Raw genomic sequence first — 16,887 nt, 5'->3', positions numbered from 1 at the left:
TTCTGGTTGCCTATCCCCCACATTCCGGGCATAAAAAACCCCCAGGCGTGAGCCCAGGGGGTTTTGGAAACTTAGAGCGCGTCGTCTCTCTTGGCGGACCGGCGAAGCGCTCTGATCGATACTACGTCGCCGTAGCAATGCTCTGGTGTAGAGCTTTGTTACGGCGCACGTCAAGGCGAAAGGCGCGTACCGTGACTGAGACCGCTACGATTTCCGACCCTGAGAGGCGGAAGCTCTTCAGTCGGCTCTTTGAGCTGCTGACCCGCAGGGCAGCGAGGTTGGTCCCGAACAGCTATGATCGCGATGTGTACCTGTTCATCGCGGACCGGAGCTTCACTTTCGGCAAGCTGTCGAAGGACATCCCCGATCGCTGGTTCCTCGACGGGGTCACCGGCAAGGGCAACACGCGCGGCCACCGCGCGGGCCTGAGCATGAAGCGGGCCCAGCTCTACAAGTCCCGGAAAGTCCTCAAAGACCGTGGCCTTGTCCGTGATCAGAAGGTCGGCCGGTGCAAGCGCTACGCGATTGCCTTGGAGCCGGTGTGGCCCCTGCTCTCAGCAGAAGAGCGCGAGTTTTTTGCCCCGCTCCTGACCCTGGTGGACCCTGTCTGGAAGGCGGAAGAAAAGGCCGAAAGGGTCCACAGCGTGGACGTTCAACAGGTCCACGCTGTGGACCCCCATCTAGAGAAGAGAGTTCTTTTAGAAGAGAGTAAGCGCAGCGCTCGCACACTCGCGCCAGACGCGGATCGAGGGGCTTCGCCTTTTTCAGAAGAGAAGAGGGCTAGCGCCCCTGTTAAATCCTCTCAAGCTGCCGCACCTTCTGTTGCTATCCAGGCTGCTCCGCCTACGGCCACTCCGCCTGTTCCGATCGAGGTTGTTCCGGCTGCTCCGCTCACTGTGAAGGTTGTGAAGCGTGGTCGCGTTCCGCGGGAGTTATGGGGATCGACCTTGTCGGACCGCTTCGACGCCGCGTTTCGCGAAGCTTGGCCCGATGCCGAGCTGCCCCCGGAAGCCTCGATCAAGCTGAGGAAGCAGTGGGAGCAGGTGGCGACGCGCTGGCGGCGGACGGACATCGCTCCGGGAGACTGGATCGAGTGGTGCGTGAAGCACTGGCGCACGACCTACCAAACCGTCTTCCGCCATGTCGAACTCGCGCAGAATAGGGAAGCGGAGTGGAGGGACAAAGCCCCGTGGCTTCGGAAGCGGCAGTGGCGGGAAGACGTGGTGTACTCGGAGTACCCCGACCTCGACTTCCTGCGCAAATACCGAGCCGCGTTCGAGCGCGAGTACGATCGCCGCGACAGCCAAATGCTCCGCACTGACTTGCTCCCAGGAGCTAAGTTACTCCGTCAGCTTCTCCGCGAGGGCTGGCCTCCGGAGGATGCCCAGCGGCAGGTTGATGCGCGGCTGGCGAAGCGGAAGTTCGTTGAGGACCTGGACAAGCGCGCTCGCGAGATCAACGAGGCGGCCCGTCGCCTAGAGCTGGAGAAACAGGACCCTGAATACCGCCTCGCCCTGGTTCGTATCCGCTCCGGCAGGGACCCTGCGGCTACGTGGGTGAAACCGGTTGCACTGGCGAAGCCGCAGGCGAAGGTCCGGGTTATCTACGAGATTGAGGATCTGCCGCCGCTGGTGTCCTCGTGGCCCGAGTGGAAGGACCCTGAAGAATGTTCATGCACAGCATAAACGAGCGGTGCGTAGGCGGCGAGTTGAATGCGCTCGTTCGAGCTTCAGGCGGTGGATAGGGTTGATGACTGCTACACCGAACTGCTACACCGCACGATGGTCGCTTCGCCTAAGTCATTGATTTTGTGAGTGGGAGTGGGTGCGGACGATGGTCTCGCAACTTCCGCCAGCCTCATGGGCTTGCAGCTTGCCCACCGAGATGGCTCTTTTCCTCGGTGAAACCGGTTTCACTCGCACTGTCGATCGGCATGCTTCTGAGTTATTGACGGTAGTGCAGCAGACGAACAGGTCCCCAACCGATACGCATGATTGGGTAAGCCGCTCTTGACGGCAGCAATGCCGACTTGCGTCCGTCCCAGTTGCTCCCCTGGCTGTGGAAGCGTCCCGTAGGCGGACGGCGCTGGCAGGGATTGGCCATTCGCAAACGGGCAGATAACGGCGCTCGCTATAGTTTCCCTCCCGCTTACAGCTCAATCGGCGCCCTGAGAATGTCTGCTTCGAGGCCGTAGAGGATGCCGCAGCCTACGAACAGATTGGGTGATTTTCTGCTAGTATGCTTCCGAATACAGAACCAGAAAAGCGGACACTCTGTAATTGTCTAAATTTGGCCGGGAGCGGAAGGACCGCTTGTAGAAGCGTAGGCGTGCGAAGGCGACGCAAAGGGCGGTCGAAGATCCTGGTTTCATCGCGTTGGCGTTCTGTGCAGCACTCGATTCAGCCCAAGGGCCACGAGCGTGCACAGGGCACCGGAGACGAGATAGGCGCCGACCGACCATAGGCCGAAGGTGCTCGCGAGCCAGAGGGCGACAAGTGGTGCGAAGCCGGCGCCGATGAACCAAGCGGCTGTCGCGGTCGTGCCCGCGCCCGTGTAGCGGTGCTTGGCCGAGAAGCTGGCGTTCAGCGCACCCGAAGACTGGCCGAAGGCGAGCCCGAGGAGGGCGAAGCCCAGCAGCACGTAGGTCCATTCGCCTGCGGGCCCCTTGTCGAGCAGCCGCGGCGCGAAGCCGCCATAGGCGCCGATCAGCACCGCGGAGAGCCCGAGCACGGTCCGCCCCCCGAGCCGATCCGCGAGGAGCCCGGACAGAGCCACGGTCGCGAGCCCGACACCGGCTCCAACCAGCTCGATCACCAGGAAGCGTAAGGGTGCGTCGCCTCCAGCCAGCACGACCCATGACAGGGGAAACACCGTGACGAGGTGGAAGAGGGCGAAGCTCGCCAGGGGGGTGAACGCACCGAGGACGACCGTTCGTCCCTCCTCGCGCACGAGGTCCGACAGGCGGGACGGCTGCAACTCCCGGCTCTCGTAGAGCCGGGCGAATTCGGGGGTGGAGATCAGGCGCAGCCGCGCGAACAGCGCGACGACGTTGATGACAAAGGCGACGAAGAACGGGTAGCGCCAGCCCCAATTGAGGAAGTCCGCCGGCTTCAGCGTGGCGAGCAGGAACGCGAACAGGGCGCTCGCCACGAACATGCCGATCGGTGCGCCGAGTTGCGGAATCATCCGGAACCAGCCGCGCCGTTCTGATGGGGCGCTGAGAGACAGCAGCGCGGGCAGGCCATCCCAGGTGCCGCCCTGCGCGAAGCCCTGCCCGATCCTAAGCATCGCCAGGAGGATCGCGGCGAGACCGCCGACCTGGTCGTGACCCGGCAGGAACGCCATGGCCGCCGTCGATCCCCCGAGCAGGAAAAGCGCCGCCGTAAGCTTGACCCCCCGCCCGTGCCGGCGGTCGATGGCCATGAACGTCAGCGCGCCGAAGGGCCGGGCGACAAAGGCCAGCGAGAAGATCGCGAAGGAGGCGAGCGTGCCGGTCAGCGCGTCGGCGCTGGAAAAGATCAGCGAAGGGAACACCAGCACCGAGGCGATGGCGTAGACAAAGAAGTCGAAGAACTCTGACGAGCGCCCGATGATGACGCCGACCGCGATCTCGCCGGGCCGGATGCGGTGCTCGCGGATATTGACCAGCCGGGCGTCGCGCTCCAGCGGCGTCGAACTAGCGGGTCCGGCGGTCGTGACTCCCATCCGTTCGGTCTCCTCAAACGCCCGCGTCCCCATAGGGGGGGCGGACCGCGCCTCGGCGGCGATTGGTTCCCCACGGCCTTAACGGCGCACGATCCGGGGAGATTTGACCGTGGTCAAAGTCGGCGGGCACCTACGCCGGCTATCCCGGCGGCCATGTCCGCCCCAACATTCAGTCCCACAAAACGGGCCTTCGCCCGCGTCCCGCTCTTGCTGCTCTTGCCGCTCTGGCTCGGCGGCTGCAACATGGTGGTGATGAACCCTACCGGAGACGTCGCGCTGCAGCAGCGCAACCTCATCCTGTTCTCGGTCGGCGTGATGCTGCTCATCATCGTGCCGGTGATGTTACTAACGGTGTTGTTCGCCTGGCGCTACAGGCGGGGCAACCCGAACAAGGTCTACGATCCGGACTTCGACCACTCGACGACGCTCGAACTAGTGATCTGGTCCTGCCCGCTGCTCATTATCATCGCGCTGAGCGCAGTGACCTGGACGAGCACGCACCTGCTCGACCCGTTCCGGCCCCTGGACCGCCTCGCGCCGGGCGTGCCCGTCCCCCCCGATCTGAAGCCGCTGAACGTCCAGGTCGTCGCGCTCGATTGGAAGTGGCTGTTCATTTATCCTGATCTCGGGATCGCCACCGTGAACGAACTGGCGCTGCCGGTGAATGTGCCGGTGCGCTTCGCGATCACTGCGAGCGACCAGTTCAACACGTTCTACGCCCCGACGCTGGCCGGCATGATCTACGCCATGCCGACCATGCGCTCGGAGCTGAACGCGGTGCTCAACAAGCCCGGCGAGAGCTGGGGCTACTCGGGCAACTACACCGGCCGCGGCTATTCAGACATGCGGTTCAAGCTGCGCGGCGTCGAGGTAGCCGATTTCGACCGCTGGGTGGCGTCGGTGAAGGCCGAAGGCGCCAGCCTCGCGCTCTCGAACCTCGTCGAGCTGATCAAGCCCAGCGAGCGGGTGCCGGCGATGCGCTTCGCCTCCGTCGAGGAGGGGCTGTTCGACCGCACGCTCAACCGCTGCGTCGAGCCGGGCAAGCCCTGCATGATCGACCTCATGCGCCGCGACATGGAAGCGGATCGGGAGGCGGGTCGAGACCGTGCGCATCCGCACGGGGGGGCGACGATGCCCTCCGGACGCGCGGCGGAGCCGCTCCTCGGCAGCAAGCCGAAGCCGGCCCTGGACAAGGCGCCCGAAGAGAAGGGCTTCGGCCCTAACGTCACCGCGCCCGCCCGGTCTGATCCCCCCGGTGCGCTCGAGCCGGGCAGCCCGCACAACCGCGACCACCAGTAATCCGCTCACCGCACCGTCCATCCATTCATCCCTCCTCCCGCCCGCACGGGAACGCACCGCGCGGGATAGACCCTTCCCATCGGGACCGTCATGACCGACATCCATCTGAAGACGATCTTCGGACGCCTGACCTGGGAATCCTTCCCGATCCACGAGCCCATCCTGTTCGGCACCTTCGTCGTCGTCGTGCTGCTCGGCCTCGCCATCGTCGGCGCGGTGACGTGGTACCGGCTCTGGGGCTACCTCTGGCACGAATGGTTCACGAGCGTCGATCACAAGAAGATCGGCATCATGTACGTGATCCTCGGCATCGTCATGCTGTTGCGGGGCTTCGCCGACGCGCTGATGATGCGCGCTCAGCAAGCGATCGCCTTCGGGGCGAACGAGGGCTACCTGCCCGCCCATCACTACGATCAGATCTTCACCGCCCACGGGACGATCATGATCTTCTTCGTGGCGATCCCACTGGTGGTGGGCATCATCAACTTCGTGATGCCGCTCCAGATCGGGGCGCGCGACGTCGCCTTCCCGTTCCTGAACAACCTCAGCTTCTGGCTCACCGCCGCGGGCGCGGTCCTCACCATGGTCTCGCTGTTCGTCGGCGAGTTCGCCCGCACGGGCTGGCTGTCCTACGCGCCGCTGGCCGGCCTCGACTACAGTCCGGATACGGGCGTCGACTACTATCTGTGGTCCCTGCAGATCGCGGGCGTGGGCACGACGCTGTCGGCGATCAACATGGTCGCCACCATCGTCAAGATGCGCGCGCCAGGCATGACCATGATGAAGCTGCCGGTGTTCTGCTGGACCGCGCTCTGCTCGAACGTGCTGGCGATCGCGATCTTCCCGGCACTCACCGCCGCCTTCTTCCTGCTGATGCTCGACCGCTACGTCGGCACGAACTTCTTCACCAACGACCGCGGCGGCGCGCCGATGATGTACTGGAACATGGTCTGGATTTGGGGCCACCCGGAAGTCTACGTTCTCGTCCTGCCCGCGTTCGGCATTTACTCCGAGATCACCTCGACCTTCACTGGCAAGCGCCTGTTCGGCTACACGTCGATGGTCTACGCTACGGTGGTCATCACGATCCTGTCCTACCTTGTCTGGCTGCACCACTTCTTCACGATGGGTGCGGGACCGGCCGTGAATTCGTTCTTCGGCATCGCCACGATGGTGATCTCGATCCCCACCGGCGCGAAGATCTTCAACTGGCTGTTCACGATGTACCGCGGCGACATCCGCTTCGAGTTGCCGATGATGTGGGTCGTCGCCTTCATGCTGACCTTCGTCGTCGGCGGCATGACCGGCGTGCTGCTCGCGATCCCGCCCGCCGACTTCGTGCTCCACAACTCGCTGTTCCTCGTGGCGCACTTCCACAATACGATCATCGGCGGCGTCGTGTTCGGCCTGTTTGCCGGCATGGTCTACTGGTTCCCCAAGGCCTTCGGCTTCAGGCTCGACCCGTTCTGGGGCAAGGTCGGCTTCTGGGGCTGGGTCGTCGGCTACTGGGTCGCCTGGACGCCGATCTACGTGGTCGGCCTGATGGGCACCGCGCGCCGCGTGCGCCATTTCGATGATCCGAGCTTCCAGCCCTACTTCGTCATCGCGGCCATCGGCGCGGTAGTCATCCTAGTCGGCATCCTCGGCTTCGTGATGAGCATCGTCATGGGCTTCGTGAACCGGACCGCGTTGCGAGACACGACGGGCGACCCCTGGAACGGTCGCACGCTCGAATGGTCGACCGCCTCGCCGCCGCCGGCCTACAACTTCGCCTTCCTGCCCGTCGTGCACGACCTGGATGCCTGGTACGACATGAAGAGCCGCGGCTATGCCCGGCCCACGGGCGATTTTCGCTCGATTCACATGCCACGGAACACCGGCACCGGCGTGATCCTCGCCGGCCTGTCGCTGAGCCTGGGCTTCGGCATGGTCTGGTACATCTGGTGGCTCGCCGCCGCGAGCTTCCTCGCCCTCATCGCCGTGGCGGTCGGGCACACCTTCAACTTCGCGCGCGACACCTTCATCCCGGCCGACGTGGTCGCGGCTAGCGAGAGCGTGCGCGGGACGCCGCTCGGCCGGGGAGCCTGATATGACCGATCGCGTATGGAACGCTGGCGAGCCCGAGATCGCCTGGCACGAGACCGGAGCGGAGGAGCACGACCACGGCGGGGGCGCCACTCTCCTGGGCTTCTGGATCTACCTGATGAGCGACGCGCTCATTTTCGCCTCGCTGTTCGCGATGTACGGCGTGGTGAGCACGGCCTACTCTGGCGGTCCGGGGCCGCGCCAGCTGTTCGACCTGCCGCTGGTCGCCCTCAACACCGCGCTTCTGCTCGCCTCCTCGATCACCTTCGGGCAGGCCATCCCCCACATGGAGGCGGGACGGGTCGGCCCGACGCGGGCTTGGCTCGCGGTGACGGGCCTCCTCGGCGCAGCCTTCGTCGGCGTCGAACTCTATGAGTTCTCTCACCTGATCGCGGAAGAGGCCGGCCCGCAGCGCAGCGCGTTCCTGTCGGCCTTCTTCACCCTGGTCGGCATGCACGGCGCGCACGTCACCGTCGGGCTGATCTGGATCGCGACGATGCTGGTCCAACTCGGCCAGCACGGACTCAGCGGCGCGATGCGACGCCGGATCGTCTGCCTGTCGATGTTCTGGCACTTCCTCGACATCGTCTGGATCGGCGTCTTCACCTTCGTCTACCTTCATGGAGTGATCCGGTGAGCCTGCATTCCACCCCGACGATGCACGGCGCCTCGGGCGACGTGCGCCAAGACGCGCATGGGCACGCGCATGGGAGCCGGCGCGGCTACCGGATCGGCGTCGCGCTCTCCATCCTGCTGACGGTCGTGCCGTTCTGGCTCGTGATGTCGCGGCCGCTGCCCGATGCGCGGGTGACGACGGCGATCATTTTCGCCCTCGCGCTGATCCAGATCGTCGTCCACGTGATCAGCTTCCTCCATCTCGACACGCGCTCTGAGGGCGGCTGGACGCTGCTCGCCTTCCTCTTCACGGTGGTGATCGTGGTGCTCACGATCGGCGGCTCGATCTGGGTCATGTATCATCTCAACGTGAACATGATGCCGATGCCGGACGCAGCGGCGGCGCCAATGCACTGACCGCGCCGGGGCCGGATGCGGAGGACACCTCGGCTCCCCCTCGGTCCGGTACCGATGCGGCCCGGAAGAGTCTCACAGCCGGGATCGTCTCATGGGAACGCCTCGCCCTCCCGCCCCCCTGGCGGACCATTCCGGCCTCATCGTGGAGGCGGAACTCCATCGCCTCATGGCGCGGCACGCGCACTCGGCTGGCCTATGCGACCACCTCGAAGCCTGCGCCGACAGGCTCCCCACCTGGCCGATTGCGGACGAGGCCGAGCGACTCCGCTCTGCCTTAAACGACTTCATCGGACAGGACGGACCGAGCACCGCTGACCTTGCCGGGATGTTCGGACCTGGCGTTCCCGACGTCCTGACCGCAGCCTTGCTCCGTCACGTCGAGGCACGCCGCACCGACGATCTCGTCCACGCCGGGGACCTGTTGGCGGTGCTCGACGCCGCGGCCGTCAGAATCTCCGCCGACGCGCTCGGCTACATGCTGCGCTGCTTCTTCGCGGCGCGCCGACAGGCGATGGTGTTGGAGATCCTCATGGTCCTGACGCTCGGCCGGCATCGCCTGACAGCCGAGGGCCAATCCCTGCTCATCGACGGCCTGTGCCGTCGGGCGGCGTGACTCACGCCGCCACGGCCCGCCTCCTGAGCCCGCGCGCATCGACGATCGTGACGGTCCGGGCGCCAGACAGGACGATCACCCCGGCGCCCTTCAGTTTCGTCAGTTGCCGGCTCACCGTTTCGATCGTCATTCCTAGCACGTCCGCCATATGGCCGCGCGTCATCGGAAGCTCGAACGTCACCCGTTCCTCCAGGCCCGGTCGGCCCGTGGACGCCCCCGCTCGCACGGCCATGTCGAGCAGGAGCCCGGCCACTTTCTCTCCGGCGGAGAGGCGCGCCAGCGTCAACATGCGCGCGCGGGCTTCGCTCAACGCCTTGAGTGTGCGCTGGAGCAGGAGGTTCCCCATCCGCGCGTGCTGCTCCAAGAAGCGCTCGAACGGGCGTCGCTGGAATGTGCACAGCTCCGCGTCGGTCAGCGCCGTGATAGTGAAACCGATCTCGGCTGCATAGGGCTCGCCGACGAAGTCCGCCGGGTACGACAGGCCGACGATCTGTTCGCGTCCGTCGGCCGTCGCCGCGACGGCCTTCAGGACGCCCGACAGGAGGTTGGCGCAGATCCGGCTGTCTTCGCCTGCCCACATCACGGTCTCACCCGCCGCGACGCGGCGCCGCTGGCAGAGGCCGGCTAGGGCGACGCGCTCCTCGTCGCCGAGGCAGCGGCACAGCGCACGGTCGCGGACGGGGCAGCCTGCGCAGACATCGATCGACACTGGTCCGGTCCTTAAAGCCACTGGCGCGGGCTTCCGCGTCGTGCGCGGAGCGCCCGACGCGGTTCATCGGTGGTTAGGGTAAGGCATGGCGCCTGCGCGGGTGCTCGCCGCATCGAGGCGAGTGCCCGGGTCGGGCCGACAGAGAACTCACGACGGGCCGGGCTTCGGCGAGGAAGGCCGGTACGCGCGGGTGGGGGCATCGGGATCTCCCGGGATCGACGCCTTCCAGCTGATCCCGCCGACGCTCCGCCTCCTTGATTCAGATCAAGGCGGATTGTGCCTCGTACCCAAGGCACCGTGCCCGCAGGGCGGCTTCCTCATCCGGCGAGGCGCTTGAGCCGGCCCAGGTCGAGCAGGCGGACGCCGCCGGGCACGATCAGGATGACCTTCTCGCGGTCGAAGCGCGACAGAGTGCGGCTCACCGTCTCGATCGTGAGGCCGAGGTGGTCGGCGATGTCTTGCCGCCCCATCGGCAGTTCCAGCGTCACCGAGGTCAGACCGATCTCGGCGTAGCGCTCGCGTAGGGCGAGCAGGAAGCCCGCGACCTTCTCCTCGGCTCCGCGGCGGCCGAGCAGCATCATCTGGTCCTGCGCGAGACCGAGTTCGTAGCCCGCGCGCTCGTGCAGGCGCTGCAGCAGGTGGGGCTTTCGCGCCACGAGATCCTGGAACGCCCGCCGCTCGAAGCGGCAGACGGCGACAGGCGACAACGCCTCGGCGGTCACCGTCTGCCGCTCCGGCAGCGCGAGGCCGAGGAAATCCCCAATGAGGGCGAAGCCCATGACGTGGCGGCGCCCGTCCGGCAGCAGGCGCAAGAGGCGCACCGCCCCTTCAGTGATGTTGAAGACGGCGGTCGCCTCCTCGTCCTGCGAGAAGAGGGTTTGGCGCGCATCAAACGCGACGTGCCGGCTAAGCCCTTCGAGTTCGTCGAGTTCGTCGCCGGTGAGTGCAGCGCAGACGCTGACGAGGCGGACCCTGCACTCGGTGCAGCCCCCCTCAGTCCGGCCGTGCCGGCACGGGTGCTGGTCTGGCGCGCAAGTCTCGCTCGGCATCAGGCAGCCCCCGGGTTTCCTCATGGAAACGTGAGCTTACCCGATCTTCGACTGGAACACCTACCTGCGGCCCGTCACCATTCCTATGCGGCTTCCCCGCGCTGGGCACCGCGAGCAACGGCGCCCCGCGAGGGTCGCACCCTGCCGTCACCGGGCTGCTACGCGGTGGACTGCGCCAAAGCCACGACCTCGCAGGTGTCGGCGAGCAGCCGCCAGTCCGGAATGCCTAGGGCTCGGCAGAAGATCGCCTTGGCCTCCCAGGCCGCACCGACGTCCGATCGGGCACGGACCCGCGCGCAGCGTTGCAGCACGCGCCGATCGTGACCGGCGCCGTCGAAGACGATCTTGTGAAAGGTGACGAGATATTCGCGCATCGTGGCACCCGCCTTCCGGTTGGACGGGCCAAAGTCCTGCCGGTTTCGCCGTGCCGCGCTTTGATCCAGCGCAAGGCATCCGGCTACGCAGCCGGGCGGTCACGATCGACTCGGTTGCGGACTGACTCGGCGTCGCGAAGGAAGGTCGCCTGGAATCCCCAGCCCTGTTATTACGCCGACCGAGAGACAATCCGGGGCCAAACCCCTTCGCCCCCACCCCGTCCGCTCCCGATGTACCGTCAGGTTCACCTCGACGACCGCTACGGGCGCACAGCAGAACGTCCGCTTGCGGGCGGTGGGTCAACTTTCGCAGTCCACCCCGAGCCGAAGTTGCCGAGCGTTCGACGAACGGCCGCTTTTGGGAAGCACTGGGTAGCGGTCAGAACGGCCGGCATGGGTCGGAAGGAGACCGCCCGCTTTTGCGAACAGTCTAGTTCGAAGCAGCCATTCCCCTCAAGGTCAGGTCCGGCCATTCCTGATTGCCCAGCGAGGTGCCGTGATGGATTGAAAGCAGCTGTTCGAGGGTACCCTGTCTAGGCATCGTGTGGGGCCGAGCTGGCGGCGGTGTACCAGCTACCAGTCTCTGCTCTCGCCGCCACGAACACGGGTCGCCAACGCCAGTTCGAAGCCCGATTGGTCCGCCCAATCGGGAAGTCAGTGAAACCGGTTTCATTGGGATGCGGCATAGGTAGATGGCCCATCGGCCGGGATTGATAATTGCTACACCGGTCTGCTACACCGCGAGAGCAGCACTCCTGTCTAAGTCGTTGATTTCACTGATGCTGGCGGCCGGGGACGATTGTCCCACCCCTTCCGCCAGATTTCTGATCCAGACGGTCATGTGTGGTTCTCTGGGCTGAACGTGACGCCACCCATCAGGTGCCGCTAGCCGAGGCGTTAAATGATCTGTTCGAAAAGCATGGGCTGAAGCGAGTGGCCGACGAACAGCAACGTCTGCGTGGCGGCGCCGCCAGTAGAGGCCGTCGTGGGGGGAACAGAAGCGCCGATCCCGTAACATAGAGTTTGCTACGACTTTCGCGCCACCTTCCGGTGAGCGTAGCCAAGACTCAAGTTTGGTGTCGTGAAAACCCTCGTTTTCGCGGTCTGCCTACGTCTGCATCGGGGCGAACTGCTTATGTCGGCTTCTGGCGCTCTGCGGACATATCGCCGACTGTCACGGTCGGTGGAATACCGCGGCCACAGCGTTGACTGGAGGCCACTCCGATAGTCCATTTCCTAGGTCCGATGCCGGTTAAGATGGGTGATCAGGACCTAAACCCTTGATGTCGTACCCCTTCGGTTATGGCTGAGAATGCTGGCGCCCCCCTCTACCCATCCTCATTTCTACCCTCCGGTTATCCACCTGCGCGAACAAAAGCGTGAATACCCCATTTGGGCAAATGCTTGGGCACGCCCGATAAAATCGAGAAAAACGCAACAAAATCAAAGTCCGGTATCGGACACTTGTCCGACCGGCGTGCTAGATCGCGTCCACGCCGCCGCGGCGCTTGAGCATCGGCATCGCGCTTCGGCACGGCTACCCCTCAGCCGAGGCTGGCGACAGCGCCGTATTGCTGGTGTTCTGCGAGTGCGGGCACTGCGGAGCGATGTCGTTCGACGGCCTGCCCGACGATCTGCCTGTTTCGGACGTCGCGCTGTGGCTGGTGTGCTCGGCTTGCGGGCGGAGGGACCGGGTGTCAGCACCCGGACGGACTTTTCGGGGGCACTCACCCCGGCGCCGGGCTGAAACTGCGGTCACTGGAGTAGCGCAGCCGGCGGCTGACAGCAGCGTTGCACCACTTGGTCTGTGTCTCTATCACCGCCGGCCGACATTCAATGGGCCCAAAAATCGTCGATCATCAATGAGTCTCATAAGATTAACTTCCTGATTAGCTTAGGTTGATTGTGGCAGAATTTGGCCGCTCGTCATCTGTACTGACCGTCAACTGGAAGTTTATATCGTGCTTTTTTGGAACGGTTTTCAGTCCGCAGATATTACAAGCGAAATTTGTCTTGGGTCCCCAAGAAGGGAACGTGGGCGTACGATGCGCATCGCAAGAGATATCTGCCGTTCGTGTGGTATTGATATACTGATTTTTTTCGGCAGAGATTGCGCAATAACTCAAGTTAAACTGCAGGACCGTCAGCAGCATTGCAACTGCATGGCAGATGAGCACTGCCCTATGGTAACGTTGTCTATGGTGGCGCATGGTTGTGAGCCGATGCCGGCAAATGGTCGCCCTTACAAAAAAGCGTAAGACAGTAGCTCCAGAGCGAAAGGTATTGAAGAATGACCCAGACTGCTCAGCATGATCTGGGCCGCAGAATTCGGCGCCCTGGTATTCAACCCGCGTCGCGTCGAGGCGATCGTCGACACCTGGATCCGATACGGGAACCAGACCTACCGGCGGGCCGGGCCGGCCCGGGGCGGCCTGTCTGAGTGGCTGTTTGGGATGTCAGGCGGTAAGCCGGAAAACCATCGCGGCGTCGCCAATGTGAGACCCCTCCCATCAGCAACGCCCTCCCCCGACGAGATTCGCCTACGACGCTCGGTGGGTGTGCTTCGTCATCGGCTCTTGGGCGCGCATCGTGGCCGAGGGGCCGTTTGCGTTGATCGTACGAAAAAGCCCGCCGTGGCCGGAGCCGGGCGGCCTCAAGTTTGGCTCGCATGGAAAAACGTGAGGCGGAAGTGCCTCACACGAGGCGCCTACGCGATCCACGTGCCAACGAGACGACGCTCGTCGATAGCGATTGCATCCGGGTTGCCGGCTCGGTCCCCGTCGCCTTCTGCAGCTCGACGCGGCCCCTCGAGAAGCCGTCCAGCCAGGCAAACCGAAGGCCGAATGCCATATCCACAGGTTGAACCTTGCGAGCACTCAAGAGTTAATAGCCAAGCTGAAACTCGTCCATAATGGTCGGGATTCGCGTCGGGACGGCCATGATGGTGAAGCGAACTGCGACGTTCGGATTGGTTCTGCTCGCCATGGGCGGATGTTCAAGGCTGCCATTGGGATCCAACGCCTACAGCTCCTTGCCGCCGGCTGGAATACACACAGCGGAAACGCCATCCGTCGCCGATTCAGCGGCTCCTCTCGGACGAGACGCTGCCCTCGCACCGGTGGTTATTCCCGGCACTCTCCTGACGCTTCGAGCGAACGATGGCCGGCGAGGTGTGAACCCGACTGCTGCGCTGGAAGCCCCTGGACGTGACCACTTGCTGACCCAGCCGGTGCATTCTGGGGATCACTCACAGGCAGCGCTGGTCAACCGGCCTCGCAAGTTGATTGACGGAGACGTGAAAGCGACTGGATCGACAGTAGCGTCGGCGCCCAGCGAGCGAGATCGCCCGGTTATTAATACGCAGGATTACAACCGTGAGGTCGTGATGGATCGGTTGGTGAAGGGGGGCAGCGCTGCAGCAAAACCTATCTGCTCAGGCTGCTGACCCAACTGGGTCTCAAGCATGTTTGGTGTCGGCATAGAAACCTGTCCCGGCCGAAGCTGGGCGCGCTGGTCTGCCGATCTCCCCGGTGCTGGATACGCGCGTCCCTCGGCAAGGGTTAGCCGGATCACAGGCAAGAAAAAGCTCGGCGCAGGGGGGGGCGGCCAGGCCTCGGCTAACAGCCATTCTTAAAGTCTACGTGCTTTCCTGATCTCATCATCGTCTGCGGCGATAAACCCGGCAAGCACCCGAGCTGGCGTTGTGTAGACGATGCGAAATTTCTTCGGCATCGGTCCACAACCGACGCACACAGCATAGTCCCAGCGACGCCATACCCGCTCGTTGCGTGCGTCGGTCGCTTTCTGTCTCGCTTGTCCTTCCTGAATTGCGCGTCGGATTTCCGCAGTCTTTTCATCGCTACTCAAGCTCGAGCTCGGAGGTATGGCTGGCCGTGGCTGCAATTTACCTTGGCTGAAAGCTGGCGTGGATATGCCAAAAACGATGAGTGGAATCGCATGGGTGATACGCATTGAGAATCCTAGATATGCTGACTGATTTTCCTTGTTATAAAGGATACGACCTGAAGCGCTGGAAAGTTTCTCCATCTAGAAAAATCTCTTTTGCTAATTGAGGGGCGATCTTTGGCTCTGATCGAAGGGCCCGCCACGGACTCCATGAACTGATTCATATCTTCTGATCGGCGAATCGAGATCGGGGCATTATTTCCCGGATCAGGGATCGTGTGTTGCTGTCAGATCCCGCAGGATCATCGCCGCCACCAACATCAGGACCGCACCACCGAGGCCCGCCATCCAGAGGTAGCCGGCGGTGAACGCACCTTCGGGGCAGGTCTTCATGCTGGTGGCGCTCCCGGCACGACGAGATAGCCCGTGCTAGATCAGGCGCCGATGTAGGGGCGAGCCCGGTCGATGATCGGCCGGATGTCGGGGCGGATGGCGATCAGGAAGACCACCGCGGACACGCCGGATCCGACGCCGATGCCGAGCGCGATTCGGTTCCGACGCGGCACCGTGCCGTCGACCGCACCTGGCGCCGCCGCGTGCAGCACGGACGCGACCATGGACGGCATCACGATCGGCGCCACCACCTCAGCCGTCAGCAGCCACTCCGGCGCCTTCGCGAGCCGGTAGGCAAGCGAGTAGAGGTTCTGGCACCAGTGCGAGAGTAAGCTGAACCAGATCCCGACGATGAGGAAATCGGACCGGCGCGGGTCGGCCTTCCAAAGCGCCGACCATGCGTCCCGCCAGTAGGCGTACAGGACCGGGCTGTTTCAGCGTCGCCGCCACCAGATCGTTCGTCTGCGCCGTGATGCGGCACATTCCCTGGCCACGGTCGCCGAACGTCTAAGTTTCGGCGGCCATTCGCTCGACGAACACCAGCTCCGCCGCTACCTCTCGTTGCGCCAAGCGCTCCGCAAAGAAAGGCCGAGCCGGGAAGTCTGCTGCGAACACGGCCTCGTCCTCAGCGAACCACCCGCCGCACCCAGCGGACGGTGCCTCCCTGGGTACGATGGGCCCCGCTCGATCGCCCAGGGCAGAGGACGGACAACCGGCGGCGCCACCGGCGCACCGAGAAGCGCCGGCCGTCCCAGTTCCAGCGCAGGTTCGGAGCACCACGATCCGCGGTACCGCCCACGCGCGCGACCACAACCGATCCGTGCCCCATCATTCTGATGGACACTCGTGCGACCAGCGTGCTCAAGCCCGTCCACGTCGCCGACGGCGCCTGAGCATCGGCATCGGTGCTTCGGCACGGCTACCCCTCAGCTCGGGCCGGCGACGGCACCGCGTTCCCAATCCGATTCGTATTGATCGGCGCCGATCAGGCTTCGACATTCATGCAAACCATGAAATCGTGCGACGCCTCGACCAGCAGGTCGAACGGGAACTCGGAGGAGCGGTACACGCGCTATCGCTGTTCCGCCCCCCTTCGTGCGTGGTTCTCAAGCCTTGGTTGCCGGTGCGGAACGCTTCGCTCACCCGGATCCCATCGACGCGCCTGAGCCGGGGAGATCAGCACGGCTGCTCACCGTAGATCCGCGCGAACCTCTTCAAGCTTCGCGTTGCCGACGCATCCGACTGCGGGCTCGAACGTCGTCCCGACAGACGAAGCGGTGACGAGAGCGGAACGAATTCCGTTTATCTACGGCGTGAGGGCCACAGGATGACCTTATGACCGGCATGTCACACGTGCCAAAGAATGTCCGTGGCCGTCGTATGGAAGGTCGCGTCGCCGTTCGAGTAGATGCCGGCGACGCCGTTGTTGTTCCATCCCGCCGTGTTGACCGCCGCGTCGCCGGAATAGGCGTGGCCGTCCAGGATCATCTCGTGAACGTAGAGGTTCCGGTCGGTTGCCGTCGTCCCCCCGGAGGCATCGTCGAGGAAGCGGATTGCGATCGCGTGCGCCCCGGGGCCGAAGTTGCCGGTCAGGGTCAGGTCCTCGGTCTGGCCCGCCGCGTGCGAAGCGTTCGTCGTCAGGGTACCACCGACCTGCTGCCCGTCGACGAGCACCGCGAAATGCGGCGTGCCGTTCCAGGCGTCGCCCGACACACGCAGAAC

15 protein-coding genes are annotated in these 16,887 nt (G+C 64.3%); 7 read left to right on the top strand and 8 right to left on the bottom strand.

Annotation, left to right across the window (positions count from 1 at the left end):
* Positions 1-191: 191 nt before the first annotated feature.
* Positions 192-1,685, top strand: a complete 1,494-nt coding sequence (locus tag MKK64_RS04600) for a hypothetical protein (protein WP_243932386.1) — start codon at positions 192-194, stop codon at positions 1,683-1,685.
* Between the two features lie 682 nt (positions 1,686-2,367).
* On the opposite strand, the gene MKK64_RS04595 is transcribed toward MKK64_RS04600, so the two are convergent.
* Entirely contained in the window at positions 2,368-3,738 is a 1,371-nt protein-coding gene (locus MKK64_RS04595; protein WP_243932385.1) for an MFS transporter, read from the bottom strand.
* A 120-nt stretch (positions 3,739-3,858) separates the two neighbouring features.
* Between MKK64_RS04595 and cyoA the strand changes: the two genes are divergently transcribed.
* The 5 genes from cyoA (at position 3,859) to MKK64_RS04570 (ending at position 8,734) form a co-directional block, all read left to right on the top strand.
* The gene (cyoA, locus tag MKK64_RS04590) at positions 3,859-5,004 is read left to right on the top strand and encodes a ubiquinol oxidase subunit II (RefSeq protein WP_409567874.1); all 1,146 of its coding nucleotides are present in this window, start codon (positions 3,859-3,861) and stop codon (positions 5,002-5,004) included.
* A 90-nt stretch (positions 5,005-5,094) separates the two neighbouring features.
* A complete protein-coding gene (gene cyoB / locus MKK64_RS04585; RefSeq protein WP_243932384.1) occupies positions 5,095-7,092 on the top strand; it encodes a cytochrome o ubiquinol oxidase subunit I in 1,998 nt (665 codons plus the stop codon).
* A 1-nt stretch (position 7,093) separates the two neighbouring features.
* Complete coding sequence (gene cyoC, locus MKK64_RS04580) at positions 7,094-7,726, top strand: cytochrome o ubiquinol oxidase subunit III (RefSeq protein ID WP_243932383.1); 633 nt, start codon at positions 7,094-7,096, stop codon at positions 7,724-7,726.
* The gene (cyoD, locus tag MKK64_RS04575) at positions 7,723-8,121 is read left to right on the top strand and encodes a cytochrome o ubiquinol oxidase subunit IV (protein ID WP_313898888.1); all 399 of its coding nucleotides are present in this window, start codon (positions 7,723-7,725) and stop codon (positions 8,119-8,121) included. Before cyoC ends, cyoD begins: the two co-directional genes overlap by 4 nt.
* 166 nt (positions 8,122-8,287) lie before the next feature.
* Positions 8,288-8,734: a hypothetical protein gene (locus MKK64_RS04570; protein ID WP_243932382.1), complete on the top strand. Its 447-nt coding sequence runs from the start codon at positions 8,288-8,290 to the stop codon at positions 8,732-8,734.
* A gap of 1 nt (position 8,735) precedes the next feature.
* Here the strand turns inward: MKK64_RS04570 and MKK64_RS04565 are convergent, their stop codons facing one another.
* The 3 genes from MKK64_RS04565 to MKK64_RS04555 all read right to left on the bottom strand — a co-directional run bounded on the left by MKK64_RS04565 (position 8,736) and on the right by MKK64_RS04555 (position 10,866).
* On the bottom strand, positions 8,736-9,443 hold the full coding sequence (locus tag MKK64_RS04565; protein ID WP_243932381.1) for a Crp/Fnr family transcriptional regulator: 708 nt from the start codon (positions 9,441-9,443) through the stop codon (positions 8,736-8,738).
* A gap of 317 nt (positions 9,444-9,760) precedes the next feature.
* On the bottom strand, positions 9,761-10,492 hold the full coding sequence (locus MKK64_RS04560; protein WP_243932380.1) for a Crp/Fnr family transcriptional regulator: 732 nt from the start codon (positions 10,490-10,492) through the stop codon (positions 9,761-9,763).
* Positions 10,493-10,650: 158 nt separating this feature from the next.
* A complete protein-coding gene (locus MKK64_RS04555; RefSeq protein WP_243932379.1) occupies positions 10,651-10,866 on the bottom strand; it encodes a hypothetical protein in 216 nt (71 codons plus the stop codon).
* An 843-nt stretch (positions 10,867-11,709) separates the two neighbouring features.
* On the opposite strand from MKK64_RS04555, the gene MKK64_RS28395 reads away from it, so the two are divergent.
* Positions 11,710-11,886 carry a ribbon-helix-helix domain-containing protein gene (locus tag MKK64_RS28395; protein ID WP_409567870.1) on the top strand — a complete coding sequence of 59 codons (177 nt, stop codon included), beginning with the start codon at positions 11,710-11,712 and terminating at the stop codon, positions 11,884-11,886.
* 2,610 nt (positions 11,887-14,496) lie between these two features.
* Here MKK64_RS28395 and MKK64_RS04550 read toward each other — a convergent pair.
* From MKK64_RS04550 to MKK64_RS04540, 4 genes are all read right to left on the bottom strand, one after another.
* A complete protein-coding gene (locus MKK64_RS04550; RefSeq protein WP_243932378.1) occupies positions 14,497-14,913 on the bottom strand; it encodes a hypothetical protein in 417 nt (138 codons plus the stop codon).
* Between the two features lie 126 nt (positions 14,914-15,039).
* Positions 15,040-15,165 carry a hypothetical protein gene (locus MKK64_RS28045; protein ID WP_279593036.1) on the bottom strand — a complete coding sequence of 42 codons (126 nt, stop codon included), beginning with the start codon at positions 15,163-15,165 and terminating at the stop codon, positions 15,040-15,042.
* A 41-nt stretch (positions 15,166-15,206) separates the two neighbouring features.
* A complete protein-coding gene (locus tag MKK64_RS04545; protein WP_243932377.1) occupies positions 15,207-15,389 on the bottom strand; it encodes a hypothetical protein in 183 nt (60 codons plus the stop codon).
* Between the two features lie 1,123 nt (positions 15,390-16,512).
* On the bottom strand, positions 16,513-16,887 hold a 375-nt coding region (locus MKK64_RS04540; protein WP_279593035.1), incomplete at its 5' end, for a carbohydrate-binding domain-containing protein.

It is taken from the genome of Methylobacterium sp. E-025, from assembly GCF_022829705.1.
Classification (GTDB): domain Bacteria; phylum Pseudomonadota; class Alphaproteobacteria; order Rhizobiales; family Beijerinckiaceae; genus Methylobacterium.
Note: the sequence above shows the minus strand (reverse complement) of the source record. Positions and strands in the feature narration are given on the sequence as shown.

Coding starts and splice junctions, on each gene's coding strand:
- MKK64_RS04595 (WP_243932385.1), bottom strand. CDS start 3,738: ATGGGGACGCGGGCGTTTGAGGAGACCGAACGGATGGGAGTCACGACC.
- cyoA (WP_409567874.1), top strand. CDS start 3,859: ATGTCCGCCCCAACATTCAGTCCCACAAAACGGGCCTTCGCCCGCGTC.
- cyoB (WP_243932384.1), top strand. CDS start 5,095: ATGACCGACATCCATCTGAAGACGATCTTCGGACGCCTGACCTGGGAA.
- cyoC (WP_243932383.1), top strand. CDS start 7,094: ATGACCGATCGCGTATGGAACGCTGGCGAGCCCGAGATCGCCTGGCAC.
- MKK64_RS04570 (WP_243932382.1), top strand. CDS start 8,288: ATGGCGCGGCACGCGCACTCGGCTGGCCTATGCGACCACCTCGAAGCC.
- MKK64_RS04560 (WP_243932380.1), bottom strand. CDS start 10,492: ATGCCGAGCGAGACTTGCGCGCCAGACCAGCACCCGTGCCGGCACGGC.
- MKK64_RS04555 (WP_243932379.1), bottom strand. CDS start 10,866: ATGCGCGAATATCTCGTCACCTTTCACAAGATCGTCTTCGACGGCGCC.
- MKK64_RS04550 (WP_243932378.1), bottom strand. CDS start 14,913: ATGGAGAAACTTTCCAGCGCTTCAGGTCGTATCCTTTATAACAAGGAA.
- MKK64_RS28045 (WP_279593036.1), bottom strand. CDS start 15,165: ATGAAGACCTGCCCCGAAGGTGCGTTCACCGCCGGCTACCTCTGGATG.
- MKK64_RS04545 (WP_243932377.1), bottom strand. CDS start 15,389: ATGGTCGCGTCCGTGCTGCACGCGGCGGCGCCAGGTGCGGTCGACGGC.